16 protein-coding genes are annotated in these 19,539 nt (G+C 73.6%); 9 read left to right on the forward strand and 7 right to left on the reverse strand.

What is annotated here, in order from left to right; genetic code table 11:
• The first annotated feature begins 56 nt into the window (after positions 1 to 56).
• From IG02_RS0100185 to IG02_RS0100210, 6 genes are all read left to right on the forward strand, one after another.
• On the forward strand, positions 57 to 1,157 hold the full coding sequence (locus tag IG02_RS0100185) for a LacI family DNA-binding transcriptional regulator (RefSeq protein ID WP_078854152.1): 1,101 nt from the start codon (positions 57 to 59) through the stop codon (positions 1,155 to 1,157).
• Positions 1,158 to 1,210: 53 nt separating this feature from the next.
• Complete coding sequence (locus IG02_RS0100190) at positions 1,211 to 2,821, forward strand: FAD-dependent oxidoreductase (RefSeq protein WP_030739928.1); 1,611 nt, start codon at positions 1,211 to 1,213, stop codon at positions 2,819 to 2,821.
• 137 nt (positions 2,822 to 2,958) lie between these two features.
• Positions 2,959 to 5,088, forward strand: a complete 2,130-nt coding sequence (locus tag IG02_RS0100195; RefSeq protein WP_030739931.1) for a hydantoinase/oxoprolinase family protein — start codon at positions 2,959 to 2,961, stop codon at positions 5,086 to 5,088.
• A complete protein-coding gene (locus tag IG02_RS0100200; RefSeq protein WP_030739934.1) occupies positions 5,085 to 5,696 on the forward strand; it encodes a hypothetical protein in 612 nt (203 codons plus the stop codon). Before IG02_RS0100195 ends, IG02_RS0100200 begins: the two co-directional genes overlap by 4 nt.
• A 3-nt stretch (positions 5,697 to 5,699) precedes the next feature.
• On the forward strand, positions 5,700 to 6,986 hold the full coding sequence (locus tag IG02_RS0100205; protein ID WP_030739937.1) for a TRAP transporter large permease subunit: 1,287 nt from the start codon (positions 5,700 to 5,702) through the stop codon (positions 6,984 to 6,986).
• A gap of 53 nt (positions 6,987 to 7,039) precedes the next feature.
• On the forward strand, positions 7,040 to 8,065 hold the full coding sequence (locus tag IG02_RS0100210) for a hypothetical protein (RefSeq protein WP_030739939.1): 1,026 nt from the start codon (positions 7,040 to 7,042) through the stop codon (positions 8,063 to 8,065).
• A gap of 570 nt (positions 8,066 to 8,635) precedes the next feature.
• Here IG02_RS0100210 and IG02_RS0100220 read toward each other — a convergent pair.
• Positions 8,636 to 9,286 carry a TetR/AcrR family transcriptional regulator gene (locus IG02_RS0100220; protein WP_030739943.1) on the reverse strand — a complete coding sequence of 217 codons (651 nt, stop codon included), beginning with the start codon at positions 9,284 to 9,286 and terminating at the stop codon, positions 8,636 to 8,638.
• 118 nt (positions 9,287 to 9,404) lie between these two features.
• Here IG02_RS0100220 and IG02_RS0100225 point away from each other — a divergent pair, with 118 nt between their 5' ends.
• Complete coding sequence (locus IG02_RS0100225) at positions 9,405 to 9,965, forward strand: NAD(P)H-dependent oxidoreductase (RefSeq protein ID WP_030739944.1); 561 nt, start codon at positions 9,405 to 9,407, stop codon at positions 9,963 to 9,965.
• A gap of 275 nt (positions 9,966 to 10,240) precedes the next feature.
• On the opposite strand, the gene IG02_RS0100230 is transcribed toward IG02_RS0100225, so the two are convergent.
• From IG02_RS0100230 to IG02_RS0100240, 3 genes are all read right to left on the reverse strand, one after another.
• Positions 10,241 to 11,653, reverse strand: coding sequence for an MFS transporter (locus IG02_RS0100230; protein ID WP_199813926.1), 1,413 nt, complete (start codon positions 11,651 to 11,653; stop codon positions 10,241 to 10,243).
• A gap of 163 nt (positions 11,654 to 11,816) precedes the next feature.
• The gene (locus IG02_RS0100235) at positions 11,817 to 12,014 is read right to left on the reverse strand and encodes an antitoxin (protein ID WP_030739949.1); all 198 of its coding nucleotides are present in this window, start codon (positions 12,012 to 12,014) and stop codon (positions 11,817 to 11,819) included.
• A gap of 68 nt (positions 12,015 to 12,082) precedes the next feature.
• Positions 12,083 to 12,544 carry a MarR family winged helix-turn-helix transcriptional regulator gene (locus IG02_RS0100240; RefSeq protein ID WP_030739952.1) on the reverse strand — a complete coding sequence of 154 codons (462 nt, stop codon included), beginning with the start codon at positions 12,542 to 12,544 and terminating at the stop codon, positions 12,083 to 12,085.
• A gap of 82 nt (positions 12,545 to 12,626) precedes the next feature.
• Here IG02_RS0100240 and IG02_RS0100245 point away from each other — a divergent pair, with 82 nt between their 5' ends.
• Together IG02_RS0100245 and IG02_RS0100250 are read left to right on the forward strand one after the other, a co-directional pair.
• Positions 12,627 to 12,998, forward strand: coding sequence for a VOC family protein (locus IG02_RS0100245; RefSeq protein WP_030739955.1), 372 nt, complete (start codon positions 12,627 to 12,629; stop codon positions 12,996 to 12,998).
• A 269-nt stretch (positions 12,999 to 13,267) separates the two neighbouring features.
• The gene (locus IG02_RS0100250; protein WP_158712214.1) at positions 13,268 to 16,915 is read left to right on the forward strand and encodes an AfsR/SARP family transcriptional regulator; all 3,648 of its coding nucleotides are present in this window, start codon (positions 13,268 to 13,270) and stop codon (positions 16,913 to 16,915) included.
• Between the two features lie 204 nt (positions 16,916 to 17,119).
• On the opposite strand, the gene IG02_RS37545 is transcribed toward IG02_RS0100250, so the two are convergent.
• From IG02_RS37545 to IG02_RS0100265, 3 genes are all read right to left on the reverse strand, one after another.
• On the reverse strand, positions 17,120 to 18,094 hold the full coding sequence (locus IG02_RS37545; RefSeq protein ID WP_051764205.1) for an RICIN domain-containing protein: 975 nt from the start codon (positions 18,092 to 18,094) through the stop codon (positions 17,120 to 17,122).
• A gap of 15 nt (positions 18,095 to 18,109) precedes the next feature.
• Entirely contained in the window at positions 18,110 to 18,634 is a 525-nt protein-coding gene (locus IG02_RS0100260; protein WP_030739961.1) for a hypothetical protein, read from the reverse strand.
• 202 nt (positions 18,635 to 18,836) lie between these two features.
• Positions 18,837 to 19,394, reverse strand: a complete 558-nt coding sequence (locus IG02_RS0100265; protein WP_234314551.1) for a dihydroorotase — start codon at positions 19,392 to 19,394, stop codon at positions 18,837 to 18,839.
• Positions 19,395 to 19,539: the final 145 nt, after the last annotated feature.

Consider the following 19,539-nt stretch of genomic DNA (forward strand, 5'->3'; position numbering starts at 1 on the left):
CGCATTAGTAATACGCATTAACAGGGTTGGGGTCGTCCCGAGGAGGAGTGCCGACGGTGGCAGAACCACGTAAGCGAGCCAGGCCGGGGCGGGCTCCGGGGCCCTCGGGCCGCACCTCACGGCCGCGCCAGGCCGAGGTGGCCCGGCTGGCCGGGGTCTCGCAGGCCACGGTCTCGCTCGTGCTCGGTGGCAAGAAGCAGGGCGCCGCGATCTCGGCGGAGACGCGGCAGAAGGTGCTCGACGCGGCCCTCAGCCTCGGCTACGTGCCCGACCCGGCGGCCCGCAGGCTCGCCGCCGCGCGCAACGACCTGCTCGGCGTCTTCAGCTTCACCGCGACCTTCCCCACGGACGTGCAGCACTCGTACTACCCCTTCCTGGTCGGCGTGGAGCAGGAAGCCGCCGCCCGCGGCTACGACCTCGTGCTCTTCACCGGTTCCAGCTCCGGCGGCGCGGGGGCCGCCGGACCGGACGCCCTGAGCCGGGTCCGGCTCGCCGACGGCTGCCTCTTCCTCGGCCGGCACGCGCCCACGAAGGAGCTGCGGCGCCTGGTCGAGGACGGTTTCCCCGCCGTGCACGTGGGCCGCAGGGACGAACCGGAGGGCCTGGCCTGGGTCGGTGCCGACTACGTGAGCGCCAGCCACGAGGTCGTCACCCGGCTCGCGGCGCTCGGTCACCGGCGCATTGTCCTGGTCCGCGAGGACGACGACGCGCCCGCCTCCACCGACCGCGAGCGCGGCTTCCTGGAGGGCCTGGAGGGAGCCGGGCTGCCCGCCGGCCCCGACTCGGTCTTCCGTACCGCCGACCCCGCGGGCACGCTCTCCCCCGAGCGGCTGCGCGCGTGGCTCGACGCCGGAGTGACCGCCCTGGTCGCCGAGGAGACCGACACCGGCTGCCCGTGGCGCGCCCTGCGCTCCGCCGTCGACGAGGCCGGCCTCGACTGCCCGGGCGAGCTGAGCCTCGCCCTGCTCGGCAGCCCGCCCGCCGATCTCGCGGCCGAACCGGTGCCCACCGGATTCGACATCCCCCGCCCTCAGCTCGGCGCCGCCGCCGTCCGGCTGCTCGCCGCCCTGGTCGCGGGAGAGGAGGCGGACGAACCCCTCGTGGCCTGCCCCTTCCGGGCCGGTGCCACGGCGGGGCCCGCGCCCCACCGCGCCTGACCCCGTACGACCGCGTCACCCGCACCACACCGCACCGCACCACAAGGAGAGCCGTGATCAGCCAACCCGACATCCTCGTCGTCGGCGCCGGACTCGGCGGCGTCGCCGCCGCCCTCGCCGCCTGCCGCGCCGGCCGCAGGGTCGTGCTCACCGAGGAGACCGACTGGATCGGGGGCCAGCTCACCTCCCAGGGCGTCCCGCCGGACGAGCACCCCTGGGTCGAGCAGTTCGGTGTCACCGCCTCCTACCGCGCGCTGCGCGAGGCGATCCGCCGCTACTACCGCGACTGGTACCCGTTGCGTGCCGAGGCCGCCGCCCTGCCCGGCCTCAACCCCGGCGCCGGCCGCGTCAGCAAGCTGTGCGCCGAACCCCGCGTCGCGCTGGCGGCGCTGGAGGGCCTGCTCGCCCCGCACCGTTCCTCCGGCCGGCTGACCCTGCTCACCGAGCACCGCCCGGTGGCCGCCGAGGCCGACGGCGACACCGTACGGTCCGTCACCCTGGAGGACCTGCGCGGCGGTGGCAGGCGTACCTTCACCGCCCCCTACGTCCTCGACGCCACCGAGACGGGCGAACTGCTGGAGCTGGCCGGGGTCGAGTACGCGCTCGGCGCCGAGTCCCGCGCCGAGTTCGGCGAACCGCACGCCCCCGAGCAGGCCGACCCGCTCAACCAGCAGGGCATCACCTTCTGCTTCGCGCTCTCGCACCACGAGGGCGAGGACCACACGATAGAGAGGCCCGCCGACTACGACTTCTGGCGCGGCTACACACCGGAGTTCTGGCCCGGCCCACTGCTGGGTTTCCTGGCGCCCGACCCGCGCAGCCTGGAGGCCGTACCGCGCACGTTCGTGCCGAACCCGGACGTCGACCCGCTCGCCGTCAGCGCCGACCAGTCCGCCGACGCCGGGGACAAGGAACTCTTCGGCTTCCGCCGGATCCTGGCGCGCAAGCTGCACCAGGACGGCTCCTTCGACTCCGACATCACGCTCGTCAACTGGCCGCTCAACGACTACTGGCTCAAGCCGCTGATCGGCGCCGGCGAGAAGACCGCGGCCGAAGCGGTGCGCGAGGCCAGGCAGCTGTCGCTGTCCGTCCTGTACTGGCTCCAGACCGAGGCCCCGCGCCCCGACGGCGGCACCGGCTTCCCCGGCCTGCGGCTGCGCCCGGACGTCATGGGCACGGAGGACGGCCTCGCCAAGGCCCCCTACGTGCGCGAGTCCCGCCGCATCAAGGCCGTCACGACCGTCACCGAACAGGACGTGGCGATCGACCTCGTCGGCCCCACCGGCGGCACCCGCTACCGGGACTCGGTCGGCGTCGGCAGCTACCGCATCGACCTGCACCCCTCGACCGGCGGCGACAACTACATCGACATCGGCTCCGTACCCTTCGAGATCCCGCTCGGCGCGCTCGTCCCGCGCCGGATGCGCAACCTGCTGCCCGCCGGAAAGAACATCGGCACCACCCACATCACCAACGGCTGCTACCGGCTGCACCCCGTCGAGTGGAACATCGGCGAGGTCGCCGGCGCGCTCGCCTCGCACTGCCTCGACGAGGGCGTCGAACCGCGCGAGGTGCAGGCCGACGACAAGCGCTTCAAGGCCTTCGCCGCCCTGCTCGACCGAGCCGGAGTCGAACGGCACTGGCCGCAGGTGCGCGGCTACTGAACACCACCGGCGGCCGGGAAGCGGACAGCGCGCCCGGTCGCCCGGCGGCGGGACGGCCGGACGGGAGCAGCTCCACCTGCCCCGCCCGGCCCACCGCCCGCGTAAGCGCCGACCCAGCACAAGGAGGTGCCCAGACCATGACCACCCACCGCATCCGCGTCGGCATCGACGTGGGCGGAACCTTCACCGACGCCGTGGCCGTAGACGCCACGACCCTCGACCTGCTCGGGCAGGTGAAGGTTCCCACCAGCCACCATCACGAGGACGGGGTCGCCCACGGCATCGTGGCAGCGCTCGACCGCTTGCTGGAACAGACCGGACACGCCCCTGAGGACGTGGCCTTCCTGGCCCACGGCACGACACAGGCTACCAACGCCCTGCTGGAGGGCGATGTGGCCACCGTCGGGCTGCTCGGCATCGGCACCGGGGCGGGTGCCGCCTTCACCCGCCGCCTCGCCTCGCTCGCCAAGCTGGAACTGACGCCCGGCAAGCGGCTTCCGCTGACCTACGCCCATGTCGCCGACCCCGAGGACCGGGCCGCCGTCGAGAAGGCCGTCGACCAGGTGGTACTGCGCGGGGCCCAGGTCCTGGTCGCCACACAGCCCTTCAGCGTGGACCGTCCCGAGGGCGAGGAGGCGGTGCGCGAGGTGGCGGCCGGGCGCGGTCTGCCGATGACGGCCGCGCACGACATCACCTCGCTCTACGGCCTCCAGAAGCGCAGCAGGACCGCCGTCGTCAACGCGGCGATCCTGCCGAAGATGTTCGCCACCGCCGACCTCGTGGACGCCTCCATCACCAAGGCCGGCGTCACCGCCCCGCTCATGGTGATGCGGTGCGACGGCGGCGTCATGTCGCTCGACGAGATGCGCCGCCGGCCGCTGCTGACCGTGCTCTCCGGCCCCGCCGCCGGCGTCGCCGGGGCTCTCATGCGGGAACGCGTCAGCGAGGGCGTCTTCCTGGAGACCGGCGGCACCTCCACCGACATCAGCGTCGTACGCAGGGGCAAGGTCGCCGTGCGCCACGCGACCCTCCTCGGCAAGTCCTCCTACCTCTCCGCCCTCGACGTGCGCACCGTCGGCGTCGGCGGCGGCTCGATGGTCCGGGTCGGCGGCGGGAAGGTCACGGGCGTCGGCCCGCGCAGCGCGCACATCGCCGGACTGCCCTACGCCTGCTTCGCCGCCGCCCAGGACCTCGTGGGCGCGCGGCTCGCCACCGTCCGCCCGCTGCCCGAGGACACCGACGACCACGTCGTGCTCGACGCCGCCGGCGGCCGCTACGCCATCACCCTGACCTGCGCCGCCAACGCGCTGGGCCGGGTGCCCGAGGGCGACTTCGCGCGCGCCGACCGCGATGTCGCACGCGCCGCCCTCACCCCGCTGGCCGTGGCCCTCGGCACCGATGTCGACACCGCCGCCACCCAGGTCCTCGACGCCGGTGTCGCCCAGGTCAGGAGCGTCGTCGACGCCATGATCGACGACTATCGCCTCGACAAGGACACCGTCCTGCTCGTCGGCGGGGGCGGCGGCGCCGCCTCCGTCACCCCGCACCTGGCCGCCACGACCGGCCACGAGGGCCGCATCGCCGCCCACAGCGAGGTCATCAGCCCCATCGGGGTCGCTCTCGCCCTCGTGCGCGAACAGGTCGAGCGGATCATCCCGGGCGCCGGTCAGGAGGACATCCTCGCGGTCCGCTCCGAGGCCGAACGGGCCGTCGTCGCGCAGGGCGCCGTCGCCGACGCCGTCGAGGTGGAGGTCACCGTCGATCCGCAGACCAACACCGTGCGCGCCGTCGCCACCGGCGCCACCGAACTGCGCACCCAGGACCGCGCCCACCGCGCCGACGACACCGAACGCCTGCGGCTGGCCGCCGAGAGCCTCAAGGTCCCCGAGAACCGGGTCGACGTCCTCGCCGGCACCCCCGCCTACACCGTCTACGGCACCGAACTGCGCCGCAGACTGCGCGGAGTGCGCCACCCGGTGCGCGTCGTCGACGCCGACGGCGTGGTCCGGCTGCACGCCCAGGACGCCCGGGTGGACACCACCACCGTCGGCTCCGCGCAGCAGACTCTCGCCGCCCTCGTCGACAAGGCCACTGCCTACGGCGACGGCGGCGTGCGCGCCCCGGCGATGCGGCTGCTCATCGGCTCCCGCATCGCCGACCTCTCCGGGGTGCTCGACCCGCAGCCCCTGCTCGCGCTGGCCCGCACCGAGTTGGAGGGCCGCCCCGGCGACGAGCCCGTCGTCGCCATCGTGGAGGAGCGGTCATGACGACCCGCCCCGCTGCCGCCGGCACCGGCCTCGCCGCCGCCGGCACCGGCCTCGCGGCCGTCGACGACGTCGAGTACGGCGCTCGCTTCCTCGGCTCGCTCTCGCTGCACGAGGGCCGTGACCCCGCGCGCTTGCGTCAATGGGCCGCGGCCGCGGCCGAGTTCGGCGCCGCCCTGGCCCCCGCCGCAATACCCGCGCCGCTGCGGATCGTGGAGAGCGAGGGCGGCCTGGAGCGCGGGCTCCTCGCCCGCTACACCTCCCGGCCGCCCACCGTCGAGCTGTACACGGACTCCCTCGAGGCGGCGGAGCGCCTGGTGACCGCCCACGGCTGGCGGAAGTGGTTCCCGGCCGGCTCGGTCCGCGCCGCCGCCCTCGCCCACGAGGCGGTCCACGAACGGCTCCACCACGGCCCCGAGCGCGCCGCGCTCAAGAAGGCCCTCGGCCACACCGCGCTGCGCCTGGGGCGCTTCCGGGTCCTCGCGCACGTCGCGGGCGCCGAGGAACTCGCCGCGCACGCCTACGCGCAATCCGTCTGCGGCCTGGGCCGCACCCCGCTCCTGCTGTCCGCCGCCCTGGCCGCGTCAGCCGCACCGGCAAGAGAGAAATAAGTCATGGGCATCGTCATCCTGATCGTCATGGCGGCCGGTGTCGCCGCGATCCTCACCAAGAGGCTCCCCACCGCCTTCGCGCTCGTCCTGCTCGGCGTGGTCATCGCCTTCGTCTCGGGCGCCCCGGTCACCGGCGAGAACAGCGTTTTCGACACGGTCCTCCAAGAAGGCGCGCCGGCGCTGGCCGCGACGATGATCGCGATCCTGCTGGGCTCCTGGCTCGGAAAACTGCTCGACGAGACCGGCATCGCCGGCACCCTCGTCCGCAAGATAGTCGAGTTCGGCGGGGACCGGCCCACGGTCGTGGCGCTCGGCGTGCTGCTCGTCTCGACCCTCGTCGGCACCGTGACCGGCTCCGCGCCCGCGGCGATGCTCGCCGGCATCATCGGTATCCCCGCCATGATCGCGGTCGGCATCCCCAAGGTGACCGCCGCGGGGACGATCCTCATGGGCATCGCCGCCGGGATACCCTTCGAGCTGCCGGTGTGGCAGTTCTTCTCCAGCGCCCTCGGCATGCCGGTCGCCGACGTGCGCGACTTCATGATCAAGCTCTTCCCGTTCGCGCTGTTCGCCGCCGTCATGTTCGTCCTCGTCGAGTCCCGCAGGCGCGGGGTCGAACACGCCTGGGCCTTCCGCACCGAGACGCCGCGCACCAAGGCGGGCGAGCGGCGCGCCCGGCTCGGCGACGCCCCGTGGTACGCGCTGCTCACCCCGGGCGTACCCCTCGTGCTGGCCCTCGGCTTCGAGCTCGCGATCATCCCCTCGCTGCTCGCCGGGGTGCTCTACGCGCTGGTGACGACCACGCGCCCGCGCGACATGAACCGCCGTCTGCTGCGCACCCTGTACAGCGGCTTCGACGTGGCCGCCGCGCCCATCACGCTGTTCGTCGCCATCGGCATCCTGCTCGCGGCGGTCAAGCTCCCCGGGTCCGTGGCCGCGCTCGAACCCCTCGTCAAGGCGGTCAGCCCGCAGAACCCGGTGCTGTTCGTGGTGGTCTTCACGGTGCTGGTGCCGCTGTGCCTGTACCGCGGGCCGCTCAACGTGTACGGCCTCGGCGCCGGCATCGCGGGCGTCCTCATCGCCGCCGGCATCTACCCGGCCGTCGCCGTCCTCGGCATCACCGCCTCCTACAACCAGGTGTTCGGCGTCGCCGACCCCACCAGCACCCAGACCGTGTGGAGCGCGCAGTACGCGGGGGTCGGCCCCCAGCAGGTGATGGTGCGCACCCTGCCCTACGTCTGGTTCGTCGCCCTCGGCGGTTTCTGCGTCACCGCCGCCACCGCCCTCTGACCGCTCGTCTCCGGCACACACATCCCCCTTTCCCGCACAGGACGGAGCACTCCATGCACGAGCCGCTGCAACCCAGCCGTCGCATCCTCCTCAAGTCGGCCGCCGCGACCACGGCCGCGCTAGCCGTCGGCTCGGCGGCCTCCCCGGCACTCGCCGCCGCCCAGGCCCCGGCCGTGGCCGCGGCCCCCGGCGGGTTCCCCGACTACCGCTACGTCAAGACCCTCCTGACGCCCTCGCAGCTCAAGTACAACCCCACCGGCGAGATCATCTTCCCGTGCATCCGGGGCACCAAGGACCGGCTGTCCGCACCGCTGGGCCGCTATTACCTCTACTACGCCCCGCACGACGCGCCCGGCGGGATCTGCCTCGCCTACGGGGACCACATCGAAGGCCCCTTCACCGAATACCCGCGCAACCCGATCGTCTCGAACAAGTGGGCGCCGCACTACTCCGTGAGCCATGTCTCCTCCCCGCACGTGATGTGGAACGAGAGCGCCAAGGAGATGTGGCTCTACTTCCACGGCGAGAACACCACGACGCGGCTGGCCCGGTCCAAGGACGGCATCAACTTCACCTACGACAAGGTGGTCCTCACCGCGTCCATGCTGCCGGCGGGCACCACCGAGACCTCGTACGCCCGGGTCTTCCCGCACGAACTGCCCGCCAAGAAGGCCCACTACGTGATGCTGTTCATGCTGAACAACAAGAGCAACCACCGGGACATCCACTGGGGCTGGTCGGCCGACGGCCGCGACTGGACCTTCGACCAGAAGGCCCTCGTCAGCCACAACGACGTGTCGGCCGTCAACGTCGGCGGCCCGCACCTGCTGACCCGCAACGGCAGCGCCTACGTCGTCTACAACAAGGACAAGCAGAGCGGCGGCGACCTCATGATCACCGAGGTCGGGAAGGACTTCACACTGCGCCGCCACCTCGGCCGCTTCTACGACTCCTCGAACAGCGCGCCCGACAACGGCCGCAGCGCCGCGCCCAGCTTCGGCACCGAGGGGGGCGTGCCCTACATGGTGTACGAGGCCGGTGAACGCCTCAAGGGCAGCATCGCGGTCGCCCGGGGCTGACCGGCACCCGGGTCCTCCCGCACCAGGACGTGCGGACGCCGGCCGTGCGGGCCGGCCTGGTGCGGGGGGAGGCGGTACGTCGGCACGGCGCGCGTGCCCGCCCGGCGGCGGCAGGGAGTTCGCGGCTGTCGACGACGTCCTGGACGCCGCGGGCTTCCCACCGCCCACGGGCGAGGCCCGGTACCGCCTGGTGACCACGGTGGGCCGGGCCGCGTCCGCGGGGCGTCCGCGCTCGGGGACGAAATGGGTCGCCGGGAGGGGCCGGGGCCCAGCGCGTCCGGCGGCCCGCGACCCGGTGACGACGGAGGGTTCGGCGTCGTCGGCCTCCGGGAACGCGTCGGGGCGCTGGGCGGGCATCTGCACGCGGGACCGCGCCCCGGCACCGGATGGGACGTCCACGCCACACTCCCCCTGAGCCGGGGCACCGCCTCGTGAACCCTCGTCATCGGCACGGCGCTCCGGCCGTCCGGTGGGAGAAGCGCCCGCCGGCGAGGGCCGGTACGCGTTGCCGGCCAGCGGATCCGCGGGGCCCTCGGTTCCGCTTCTCCCCCTGCGCGGACCACCGGACCGCTACGTCCTCGCTCCCAGCCGGTCCACCAGGTCGTTCCAGCCCGCCTCCAGCCGCTCGAGACACATTCCCCGCTGGGTCAGCAGGTGGTGGACGAGGCCGGTGTCGAGGAAGCCCAGCAGGATGTGGGCGAGCAGTTCGACGTCGCCGGGCACTTTCGTCCGGCGGAGCAGCATGGTGATGTGAGTGAGGCGGAGTTCGTGCGGCGAGGTCGAATAGCGGCGGTCCGGGGCGCCCTGGGCGGCCAGGTAGAGGTCGCTGTGGCGGTGTTCGTGGCGCATGACGGCCGGGCCGAAGGCGCGCAGGCGCGCGAGGGCGGGCGCGTCCGGGCCCAGCGGTGGCGGGCCGGTGAGGAAGGCCGCCTGGAGCTGCCGCTCGTGGTGGTCCAGAAGGGCCAGCATCAGTCCGGTGCGGTCGCCGAACCGCCGGAAGACGGTCCCCTTGCCCACCTGCGCGGCGGCGGCGATGCTCTCCATGGTCACGTTCGCCGCGCCCCGTTCGGCGGCGAGCCCCGCGGCGACCTCCAGCAGGCGCGTACGGTTGCGCTCCGCGTCGGCCCGCAGCCGGCGTTCCGTGCAGGACGTCAGGCTGAGGCCCGTCCTTCCGTCCGAGGCTTCGTACGGCACGGAGGGCGGCGGGCCGGAGGAGGTCATGCCCCTCAGCGTAACGCTCCTGTGAACAAAAGTGGACCCCGGTCCGGTTGGGTGGTAGAACATTAAACGGACCTCGGTCCGGTTGCCCTCGCACTCATATCTCTTGGAGTCAACGCTCATGTCCGTACAGATTCTCGCCCTGGTCGGCAGCCTTCGGGCCGGTTCGCACAACCGTCAGCTCGCCGAGGCCGCCATCAAGCACGCCCCTGAGAACGTCGAGGTCGAGCTGTTCGAGGGCCTGGCCGACGTGCCCTTCTACAACGAGGACATCGACGTCGAGGGCTCGGTGCCGGAGGCCGCCCTCCGGCTGCGCGCGGCGGCCGGCCGGGCCGACGGCTTCCTGCTGTTCTCGCCCGAGTACAACGGCACCATTCCGGCCGTGCTCAAGAACGCCATCGACTGGCTGTCCCGCCCGTTCGGGGCCAGCGCGTTCTCCGGGAAGCCGGCCGCCGTCATCGGCACGGCCTTCGGCCAGTACGGCGGCGTGTGGGCGCAGGACGAGGCCCGCAAGGCCGCGGGCATCGCCGGCGCCACCGTCCTGGAGGACCTCAAGCTCTCCATCCCCGGCTCCGTCACCCGCTTCGCCGAGACCCACCCCGCCGACGACGCCGAGGTCGTCACCGGCCTGACCGGCGTCCTGGCGCAGCTCGGCTCCCGGGCCGGATCGCCCTCCGCCTGAGCGGACGACCGCTCGCGCGGCGGGGCAGGCACCAGGTCGCGACCGTCGGAGCCGGGGCCTTGCCCGGCCCGGCGGGTGCGCCTCCGCGGCGGACGGCACCTGCGCGGGGGTGTGACCGCCGCGGGGGTGTCGCGTCACGCATGAGAGCCCGTCGGTGTGGTGCGTGGGGCCGCGGCCCCACGCTCACCCCCCGCACCCGTCGCGGCCGGGGCTGCCATGCCAAGGCGGCCGGGCCGGGGCCCGCCGCGTCTCCGGCGGCGCGGGCCCGCCCGCCGTCAAGCGGCCTGGTGGCGGGCCGTCTCGCGCGGAACACAGAAGACGGCGAGGGCGGCGGCCGTCAGATACGCGGCCGCGCCGATGGCCATGCTCGTCCGCAGCCCGGTGGCGAAACCGGCCGAGACGGCCAGAAGTGAGCCTCCCAGTGCGACCCCCGCGGCGCTGCCGACCTGGCGGGCGGTGTTGAACAGGCCGGACGCGGTGCCGGAGTAGCTCTCCGGGGCGGCCGACATCACGGTCGCGGTCGATCCGGTGAGGGCGAAGGACGTGCCGAAGCCCGCCGCCATCATCGGCACCACCAGCAGGAGGTAGTCCGGGGCCGGTCCGGCGGCGGCCCAGCCGCCCAGGCCCGCCCCTCCCAGGAGCATGCCCGTGACCACGAGCCGCCGGTGCCCGGTGCGGCGCGCCAGCCTCCCGGACAGCACGGAGGCGAACATCGTCATGGCCACCGCCGGGAAAAGGGCGATCCCCGTGCGCAGGGCGGTGAGGCCGCGCTCGTGCTGGAAGTACAGGCTCGCCGTGAAGATCATGCCGTAGAAGGCGAAGTTGAACAGCAGGCCGATGGCCGCGCCTCCGCTCATCCGGCGGGAGCGCAGCAGCCGCAGGGGCAGCACGGGATCGCGGGCCAGGCGCTCGCGCAGGACGAACGCGGCAGCGGCCGACAGGCACAGGCCCGCCCCGATGAGGATCAGAGGGTCCGTCAGGTCATGCCGTCCTGCCTCGTTGAGGACGGTTGTCAGCAGGGCCACCGTCGCGACGAGCGCGCACTGGGCCGGCCAGTCCACGGGACGGTCCGCGCGCCGGACCGAAGCGGGCACGTGGCGCAGCGTCAGCAGCAGGCACGCGCATCCGACGGGCAGGTTGACGAAGAACACCCAGCGCCACCCGACGGTGGTGACCAGAAGGCCGCCCAGGAGCGGCCCGGCGGAGGCCGCGACGCCGGCCATGGAACCCCACAGGCCGAAGGCGCGGGAGCGCTCGGCGGGTGAGGGGTACGCCTGTTGGAGGAGGGCGAGCGAGCCGGGCACGATCAGTGCCGCGCCGAGCCCTTCCACCAGCCGCCCGGCGACCAGGGCCCCGGAGCTCGGGGCCAGTCCGCAGCCGGCCGAGGCAAGGGTGAACACCACCACCCCGGCGCAGAAGACCCGGCGGTTTCCCAGCCGGTCCCCCAGCGCGCCACCGGTGAGCAGCAGGCCGGCGAAGACCAGGGTGTAGCCGTCCGTGATCCACTGGATTCCGGTGAGCGAGGCCGACAGCTCCCGTCCCACCACCGGAACTGCGACGGTGACGACGGTCACGTCCAGGATGACCATGAAGTAGCCCGCGCAGACCGCGAGGAGGGGGGCCAGGGGCCGCCCGGAAGCCCTATCCCCCTCCGGTCGGCCGGCCCCGGGCCCCTCGGCTCGCACCATGGCGACACGGTATTCCCCCGATGCGCGCCTCCCGCCTCTTGAACGGCCCGGCGGCGCGCCGGGTCCGCCGCCGTGGCGCAGTGGCACGCGTCCGGCGACCGTACGGGCGACCGCCCCGTTCCGGCTGCCGGACGTCATGCCGCGCTCTGCCGTCCGGATCGGATCAGTCCTTCTTCTCCCCCAGCTTCTCGATGTACTCCTGAGCCTTGTCGACAGCTGTGTCGATCTTGTCGCTGTGCTTGCCGTCGGTTCTGTCGTCGAGGAAGTCGCCCGCCTTCTCCAGTCCGTCGGAGATCTTGTCGCCGTGGGCCTCGGCGAGACCCTCCGCCTTGTCCTTGAGGTTCTTCAGCGCGTCGAACATGTGGGGGGGCCTTGTCTCCTTCACTCGAACTGCCGGACGGGCAATGATCCCACGGTGGATACGGCGTCTCAGTCGTCGAGGGCGTCCGACATGGCGTCGAGGTCGGCGAGGAGGGCGGCGAGGCGCTGTGCGGGGATGGCTTCGATCATGCGTTCCTCGATGGCGTAGACGGCCGCCCGGGCCGCGTGCAGGCGTCGCCGTCCGGCGGGGGTGAGGTGGACGGGCAGGGCGCGGCCGTGGTCGGTGGTGGCGGCCCGGGTGATGAGACCGGCGTCTTTCAGACCGCGCAGGACGACGTTGGCCGACTGCCGGGTGACGAAGGTGCCGCGGGCCAGGTCGGCGTTGGACAGGCCCGGCCGTTCGTCGAGGAGTTCGAGGCAGGAGTACTGCGGGACGGTGAGGTCGTGCTCGCGCAGGGCCTTGTCCATGGCGCCGCGCAGGGCGGCGGAGGCGCGTTTGAGCCGGTATCCCACGTGCTCGGTGATGTCGCGGGCCGGATGGGGGGAGGGCACGGGCGCACGGTCTTCCATGTCAGCATTTTGACATGTGGGAGAAGCGGCACCTACAGTCACCTATGTCAAAGTCCTGACATTCACTTTCCCAGGAGGAACCATGCCCGCCACCGTCGACGGCCCCGACTTCATCGCCCTGCAGGTGACGGATGTACCCGCCGCGGCCGCCTTCTTCGAGGAGCGTCTCGGGCTGCGCCGGGCCCCCGCCTCGCCGCCCGGCGCGGTCGTCTTCACCACCAGCCCGGTCCCGTTCGCCGTCCGCGAGCCGCTCCCGGGCGTCGACCTCACCGGCGACGCGCGCCCCGGTCTGGGCGTGGCGTTGTGGCTGCGCACGTCGGACGCGAGTGCGCTGCGCGAGCAGCTGGTCGCGGCGGGCACGCAGGACGTCGGCCCGCTGTTGGACAGCCCGTTCGGACCGACGTTCTCCTTCACGGGCCCCGAGGGCTACCGGCTCACCGTGCACGGAGGCTGACGCGAGCGCCGTCGCCCTCACTCCCCGAGGTCCGTACTCGCTCGCGGCCGCCCCGCGCCTCCTGGAGGGGTCCGCCCCCGCCCGCCACGAGGGCGGTCACGGCGGGGCGCCGCGGCCTGCGCCCCCTCGGACGACGGCCGTTTTCCCGCGGGAGCCGCCCGGTGCGGCCACGGTGGCCGGATCTCTGCCCTCGCGCCCCGGTGCGAGGCGGAAGATCATTGATCAACGCTCCCCACGGGATTAGGTTCGGCCCTGTGTGGTGGGCGGTGTTGGGATCCCTGGAAGTCCAGATCGGCAGCAGGCCCATCGGGCTGGGTGGCGCGAAGCAACGACGGGTGCTGGCCGCCCTGCTGGCCGAGGCGGGCAGCGCGGTCTCGGTCGAACGGCTGGTGGACAGCGTCTGGGGCGATGACCCGCCGCCCTCCGCCGTCGGCACCCTGCGGGCGTACGTGGCCAACCTCCGCAGGGCCCTGGAGCCGGACCGCGCGCCCCGGAAGGCGGCGCGTCTGCTGGTCAGTTCGCCCGCGGGGTACCGCCTCGACGTGCCGCCCGAGCGGTACGACGCGGCCCGGTTCGCGGCGCTGACCACGTCGGCGGGTACCTTCCTGACCGACGGACGGCCCGTCGAGGCACTCGACGCCGTCGACCGGGCGCTGGGGCTGTGGCGGGGGCCCGCCTTCGGGGAGTTCACGGCCGAGCCGTTCGCGGCACTGGAGGCGGGCCGGCTCGAAGAGCTGCGACTCGTCGCCCAGGAGCGGCGCGCCGAGGCCCAACTCGCCGCCGGGCTGGCCGAGTCCGCCGCCGCGGGGCTCAGGCCACTGGTGGCCGCGGAGCCGTTGCGCGAGCGTCGGTGGCTCATGCTCGCCGTCGCGCTGTACCGCTGCGGCAGGCAGGCCGAGGCGCGTGAGGCACTGCGGGAGGTGCGCCGGGTACTGGCGGACGGCCTCGGTATCGAACCGGGCCCCGAACTGCGCGGGATCGAGCGCGCCATCCTCGGGCAGGATCCCCTTCTGGAGCTCGACCGGGCCCTCCGTCCGGCTCCGCCGCCGGGCGAGGAACGGGCCCGGACGACCGCCGTCCAGGAGACGCGTCCCGGCAGGCCCCCGGTGGCGGCTTCCCGGCCGTCCCCGCCGACCGCCTCCGCCCTCGCCTCGCGTCCCTCCGGTCACCGGCCGGGGCGCGGACCCGTCACCGGCCGGCCGCGGCACACGCCGGACCCCGGACTCGAGGGTCGCGACGACGTACTGGCGAGCCTGGACCGGGCGTTGACGGAACTGTCCGGCGGCCGGGGCGGGCTGTTACTGATCACCGGCGAGCCCGGCATCGGAAAGACGCGGATCGGTGCCGCCGCCCTGGAGCGGGCGGCGGCGCGTGGCCTGCCGGCCGCGGTCGGCAGGTGTCCCGACGACGAGGGCGTGCCCGCCCTGTGGCCCTGGCTGACCGTCCTGCGCTCCGTGGCGGACCCGGACGGCACCGGACACCGGACCGGCGCACGGGCCCGGATATCCCCGGAACGGGCCCGGACGCCCGGCCCCGCCACGTGGGCGGGAGCGGGCGGGGAACTCTCCCGGAGCGGCGAACGGGCCCGGAGCGGCTTGAAGCCGTACCGGGACGGATCGTGGCACCGGGCCGAGGGGACCCCGGCCACCGTCGTGGAGCGCCTGGCCCGCTCCGCCGCCGAACAGCCCCTCCTGGTGGTGATCGACGACCTGCACCGGGCGGACCCCGACTCGGTCCGGGTCCTGCGCGTCCTCGCCAGCATGCTCCCCGAACTGCCGCTGCTGCTCCTCGCCACCTCGCGGGACCGCCCGGAGCTCGACGGTCCGGCCGCCTCGCTGATCGCGGACATGACCGGCTCCTGGGTGCGCCGCTGGCCGTTGCGCCGCCTCACCGAGCGGGAGGTCGCACGCGCCCTCGCCCGACGGACCGGTCACGCGGTGGACCGGGAGGTCGCCAGGATCGTCCACCGGCGCTGCGGCGGGGTCCCCTTCCACGTCACCGAACTCGCCCGGCTGTTACCGGTGGTGGACACGGGACCGCTGACGGAGGCACTGCCGGAGGGCACCCGCGATCTCGTGGCGTACCGGCTGCGCCGGCTCCCCGACGGTGCGGCGGAGGTGCTCACCGTGGCGGCGGTGGTGGGCGAGGAGTTCGACTTCGAACTCCTCGCCGAGGTGAGCGACGTGTCCGCCGACCGGCTGCTGGACATCCTGGAGGCGGCGGCGCTGTGGGGGCTGATCGCGGAAACCGGCCTCGTGGGCCGCTACCGGTTCAGCCACGCGCTGGTACGCGACACCCTGCGCCACACGTACTCGCGGGTACGGGTCGCGCGGCTGCACGCCCGGGTCGCCATGGCTCAGGAGCGGCGTGCCTCCCGAGGGAACGCGAGCCCCGAACTCCTGGACGCGGTCGCCTTCCACTGGCTCGCCGCCGCACCGGTCGGCCACGCCGAGCAGGCCGTCACCGCGCTGTCCGCCGCGGCCGGCCGCGCCGAGTCCGCGTACGCCCACCGGCACGCCGCGCGGCTGGTCGCGGCGGCGGTCCGGATCGTCGACGACCACGCGCCGCCCGTCACCGCCGAGCAGACCCGCCGGCTGTTCGGGCTGCTCGTGCGGTGGGGGCGGCTGTCCTGCCGGGCGGCACAGCGCGAGGAGGCCGCCGTCGCCCTGGAGCGCGCGATCGGCCTGGCCCGTTCGCTGGGCGATCCCGAGGCGCTGGCCCTGGCCGCGACCGTGCACACCGTGGAGACGTTCACTCCGACACGGGAGTACGGGACGTACGACGACACGGTCGTGACCGCGTTGGAGGAAGCCCTCCGGTCGCTGCCCGAGGAGGACTCGCCGCTGCGCTGTCTCGCGCTGGCGGCGCTCGCGACGGAACGCTACTTCGACCGCCCACCGGACCCGGCCGCCGCCGGACACCCCGGGACGCCCTCCGCGGCCGACGCGGAAAGCGGCGTGGCCGGCCCGCACGTGGACAGTGCCCAGGACCAGCTCTCCGCCGAGGCCGTCGCCATGGCCCGCCGGCTCGGCGACGACACCTTGCTGCTCCAAGCTCTGCACCTGCGCCACCAGGCCGTGCGCCATCCCCGTACGCTCGCCGAGCGCCAGGAACTCGTCGACGAGCAACTGGACCTGGCCACCCGGCCCGGGGTGAGCGCGGACTGGATGCCGACGCTGCTGCTGCGCCGGGCCCTGATCCGGCTGGAGGCGGGCGACATGCCGGCCGCCCAGCGCGGGATCGACGCCTGCGCGCTGGCCAACCAGCGGGTCAGACTGCCCGAGGTGGAGGTGCACCTGCGCTGGTGGGCCGCGATGCGCCGGGGGCTGGCAGGCGATCTGGCGGCGGCCGAGCGGCTGGCCGCGCAGGCGTACGAACTGCACCGGCACACGGCGTGGGGAGCCGAACCCGCGCTGTTCGCCCACCGCGTGTCCTGGCTGCTGGACGAGGAACGCTACGAGGAGATGGAGCCCCTGGTACGCGCGGCGCACCGGACGGGCGGGCCGGTCACTCCCGAGCATCTGGGCCTCGTCCGGGCGCTTCAGGGCCGGCGGTCGGAGGCCAGGACGTTCTGTCCGCCCGCCGGCCTGCGGCCGGATCCGCCGCAGGACTGGCTGTGGCTCCTTCAGACGGTTCTGCGCGCCTACACCTGGGCGCTGTGCGGGGACGCCGCCTCCTGCCGGGTGGCGCTGCGCCGGCTGCTCCCCTACGCGGGAAGGGCGGTGACCACGGGGTCCGCGATGCTCTGCTGGGGGTCGGTGGACCACTTCCTCGGGGAGGTGGCCGCCGTGGCGGGCGAACGCGAACTGGCGATCCGGCTGATGCGCGGAGCGGTCGGACACAACGGAGAACTCGGCTGCACGCGCTGGCAGCGGCGTTCGGCCGGCCGGCTGGCAGAGCTGACGGCCGAACGGTGACCGGGCGCCCCGGGCCCGGGCGGAGCTCCGCCCGGGACGGCCGGGTGCGGGCTCACCGAACAGCGGTTCGGCGAGCCCGCACCGCCCCCCTTTCCCCCCTCGGGCCGGGACCTCGGTGCCGCGCCCCCCGGCGGCCCGTGCCCCGCCCGCCACGCCCGTACCGGCCCCGTCAACCGGCCGGACGAGGTCTTCGGCCCGAAGGCCTCAGTTCCAGGGATTGGCCGGCTGGTCGTTGATCGCGGTCCAGAAGCGGACACCGGTCGGCAACGGGCCGTCGGCCCACAGCGACCAGCCCCCGCCGTCGTGGAACTCGGCCATCCGCCAGCCCTGGCCGAAGTACACGGCGCAGGTCGCGTCCGCCACGGCACGGCTCACCAGGTTCACGCCCTGGACCGCGGGCGTCGCCTTGACCTGTCCTTCGGCCCAGCTGTTCTCCCCGTCGGCCGGGACACCGGGCGGCGCCGGACGCCCGTCGGTCCGCAGGCACAGCACCGGCAGCGACGCCTGAGCGGGAGTGTCGCCGTTGTACGGGTCACTGGCCTCCTCGTCCCGGCCCACCTGCACCACACCGTCGGCACGCCGGCTGAGCACGGTCCACGTCATACCGGCGTGCGAGGCGTCGCCCGGGACGGACTCCCCCAGTCCGGCGGCCACCCCCGGGTCGATGTTCCACTGCTGGTACGGGCCGTCGTTGCAGGTGGAGTTCGGATAGATCTTCCAGCCGCTGAAGTTGGTCCGTGTGGTGTCGACGCAGATTCCCGTCGCCACGTTCTTCAGCCGGACGCCGACCTTCCCCCCGGAGGGCGGCGCGGCCTGGAACCTGGTGACGATCCACTGCTGGTAGCCGCCCCCGTTGCAGCGCAGTACGTAGATGCGTGACCCGTTGTTGTCCAGACACTCGCCGGGCTCGGCGAACGCGTCGAGCTTGACGTACTCGACCGACGCGGGCATCCCGGGGACCGGCGCGAAGCGCCACTCGATGTCCTGGGTGAAGCCGATGCACCCGGAGTCCACGGTCCCGGCCTCGCCCTGCCCCTGCACGCACTCGTTGCTCACCTGGTTCACCAGCCAGGTCTTCCCGGTGTCCGCCGTCGCCGGCCCCGGCGACAGCGACGCCGCCAGCAAGGTCGCGACAGCGACGACAGCGGCCCGCCCGGCACGTCTGATGGATGACAGCACGTCAGTCCTCCTTCCTCATTCGGTGAAGATGGCGTTGAAGGCGTCCAGCGGGATGTTCCACTGCTGCGACGTGGAGAAGTTGCTGCAGGTGTTGGGCACGATCGCCCAGTCCCGTGCCGCGTCGGTGTCCAGGCACTTCCTGGTGTTCAGGCTCTGCAGCCGGAGCCCCGCCATGCCGGCGGGCGGTGCCTGGGGCTCGTAGCGGACCATGACCCAGACCTGCTGCGTTCCGTCGGTGCAGGGCGTCAGGGTGATCGTGGTCCCGTCGACCCAGGGACAACCGCTGTTGAACCTGCTGCGCATGTAGCGGTACTCGACCGGCGCGAGGTGGGGTGCGACCAGCGTCCAGGTCATCTCGCGCGATGTTCCGTAGCAGTCGCTGATGAGCTGGTTGTCCTGGAGTCTGATGCACAGCTTGCTCTGCTGGTTCGTGAACTTCGCCGGCGGTGGTTCCGCCGCCGACGCACCGGGCGCTGTGAGGAGAACGGTCGCGAGCGACGCGGCGAGGACGGCGCCCGGGCGCGTGATCGGGGACGGCAAAGCGGCCTCCTGCGAGGGAAGTGGTTTCCTCTGTCCGCGGGCCACCCTGTCGGTGGTCGATTGGAACCCGATAGGACGCAGGCGGGAGCCCCCGTTCCCACGCGTCGGAACGGGGGGTGCCGACGGTGCCGTGGCCGGCGTCGGTAGGTCCAGGATCCGTGTCGTGCCGTCCGGTCCGCCGGGGCCGGCAGGGCGCCCAGGCTCAGGCAGCGCCGGCCGGACGGTGCAGGTAGGCGCCGAGGGGCGGACCGACGACCTTGCCCGCCCGCAGGATGTGGTTGCCCCTCAAGAAGGTGTCGGTGACCTGGGCGGTCAGCTCGAAGCCCTCGAACGGGGTGTACTGCTGCGTCGACTCCGACTCCGCGGCGCGCACGGTCCAGGCGCGGCCCGGGTCGACCAGGGCGATGTCGGCGTCGAAGCCGGGGGCGAGGCTGCCCTTGGTGCGCAGTCCGTAGCGCCGGGCCGGGTTCCAGGAGGTCAGCGCGGCGATCCGGCCCAGCGACAGGCCGCGTTTCGTTCCCTCGGTGAGCAGGCCGGGGAGGAGGTACCCGGCGCCGCCGAAGCCGGCCTTGGCGAGGAAGACGTCGTCCTCGGGCTCGCCGAACTTCACCTCCTCGCGGCAGCACGCGTGGTCGCTGACGACCCAGTCGACGGTGCCGTCGAGCAGGTGCTCCCAGAGCGCCTCGACGTCGTCACGGGGCCGCAGCGGCGGGTTGATCTTGCCGCCGAGGCCGTGCGCGGAGGAGTCCTCAAGCGCCACGGGTGAACAGCAGTCACCCCGGTTTCCGACGGGAACGGGCCGGAGCAGCACATGGACGGTGTCCAGCCGGGCGGCGAAAAACCGGGGCGTCCGTCACGCGGGTACCGGCCGACGAGGCCCTCGTCGCACCACGGTCCGCCTGCGA

Origin of the sequence: Streptomyces sp. NRRL F-5135, from assembly GCF_000719775.1 — a bacterium.
In the GTDB taxonomy this organism is placed as follows: Bacteria; Actinomycetota; Actinomycetes; order Streptomycetales; family Streptomycetaceae; genus Streptomyces; species Streptomyces hebeiensis.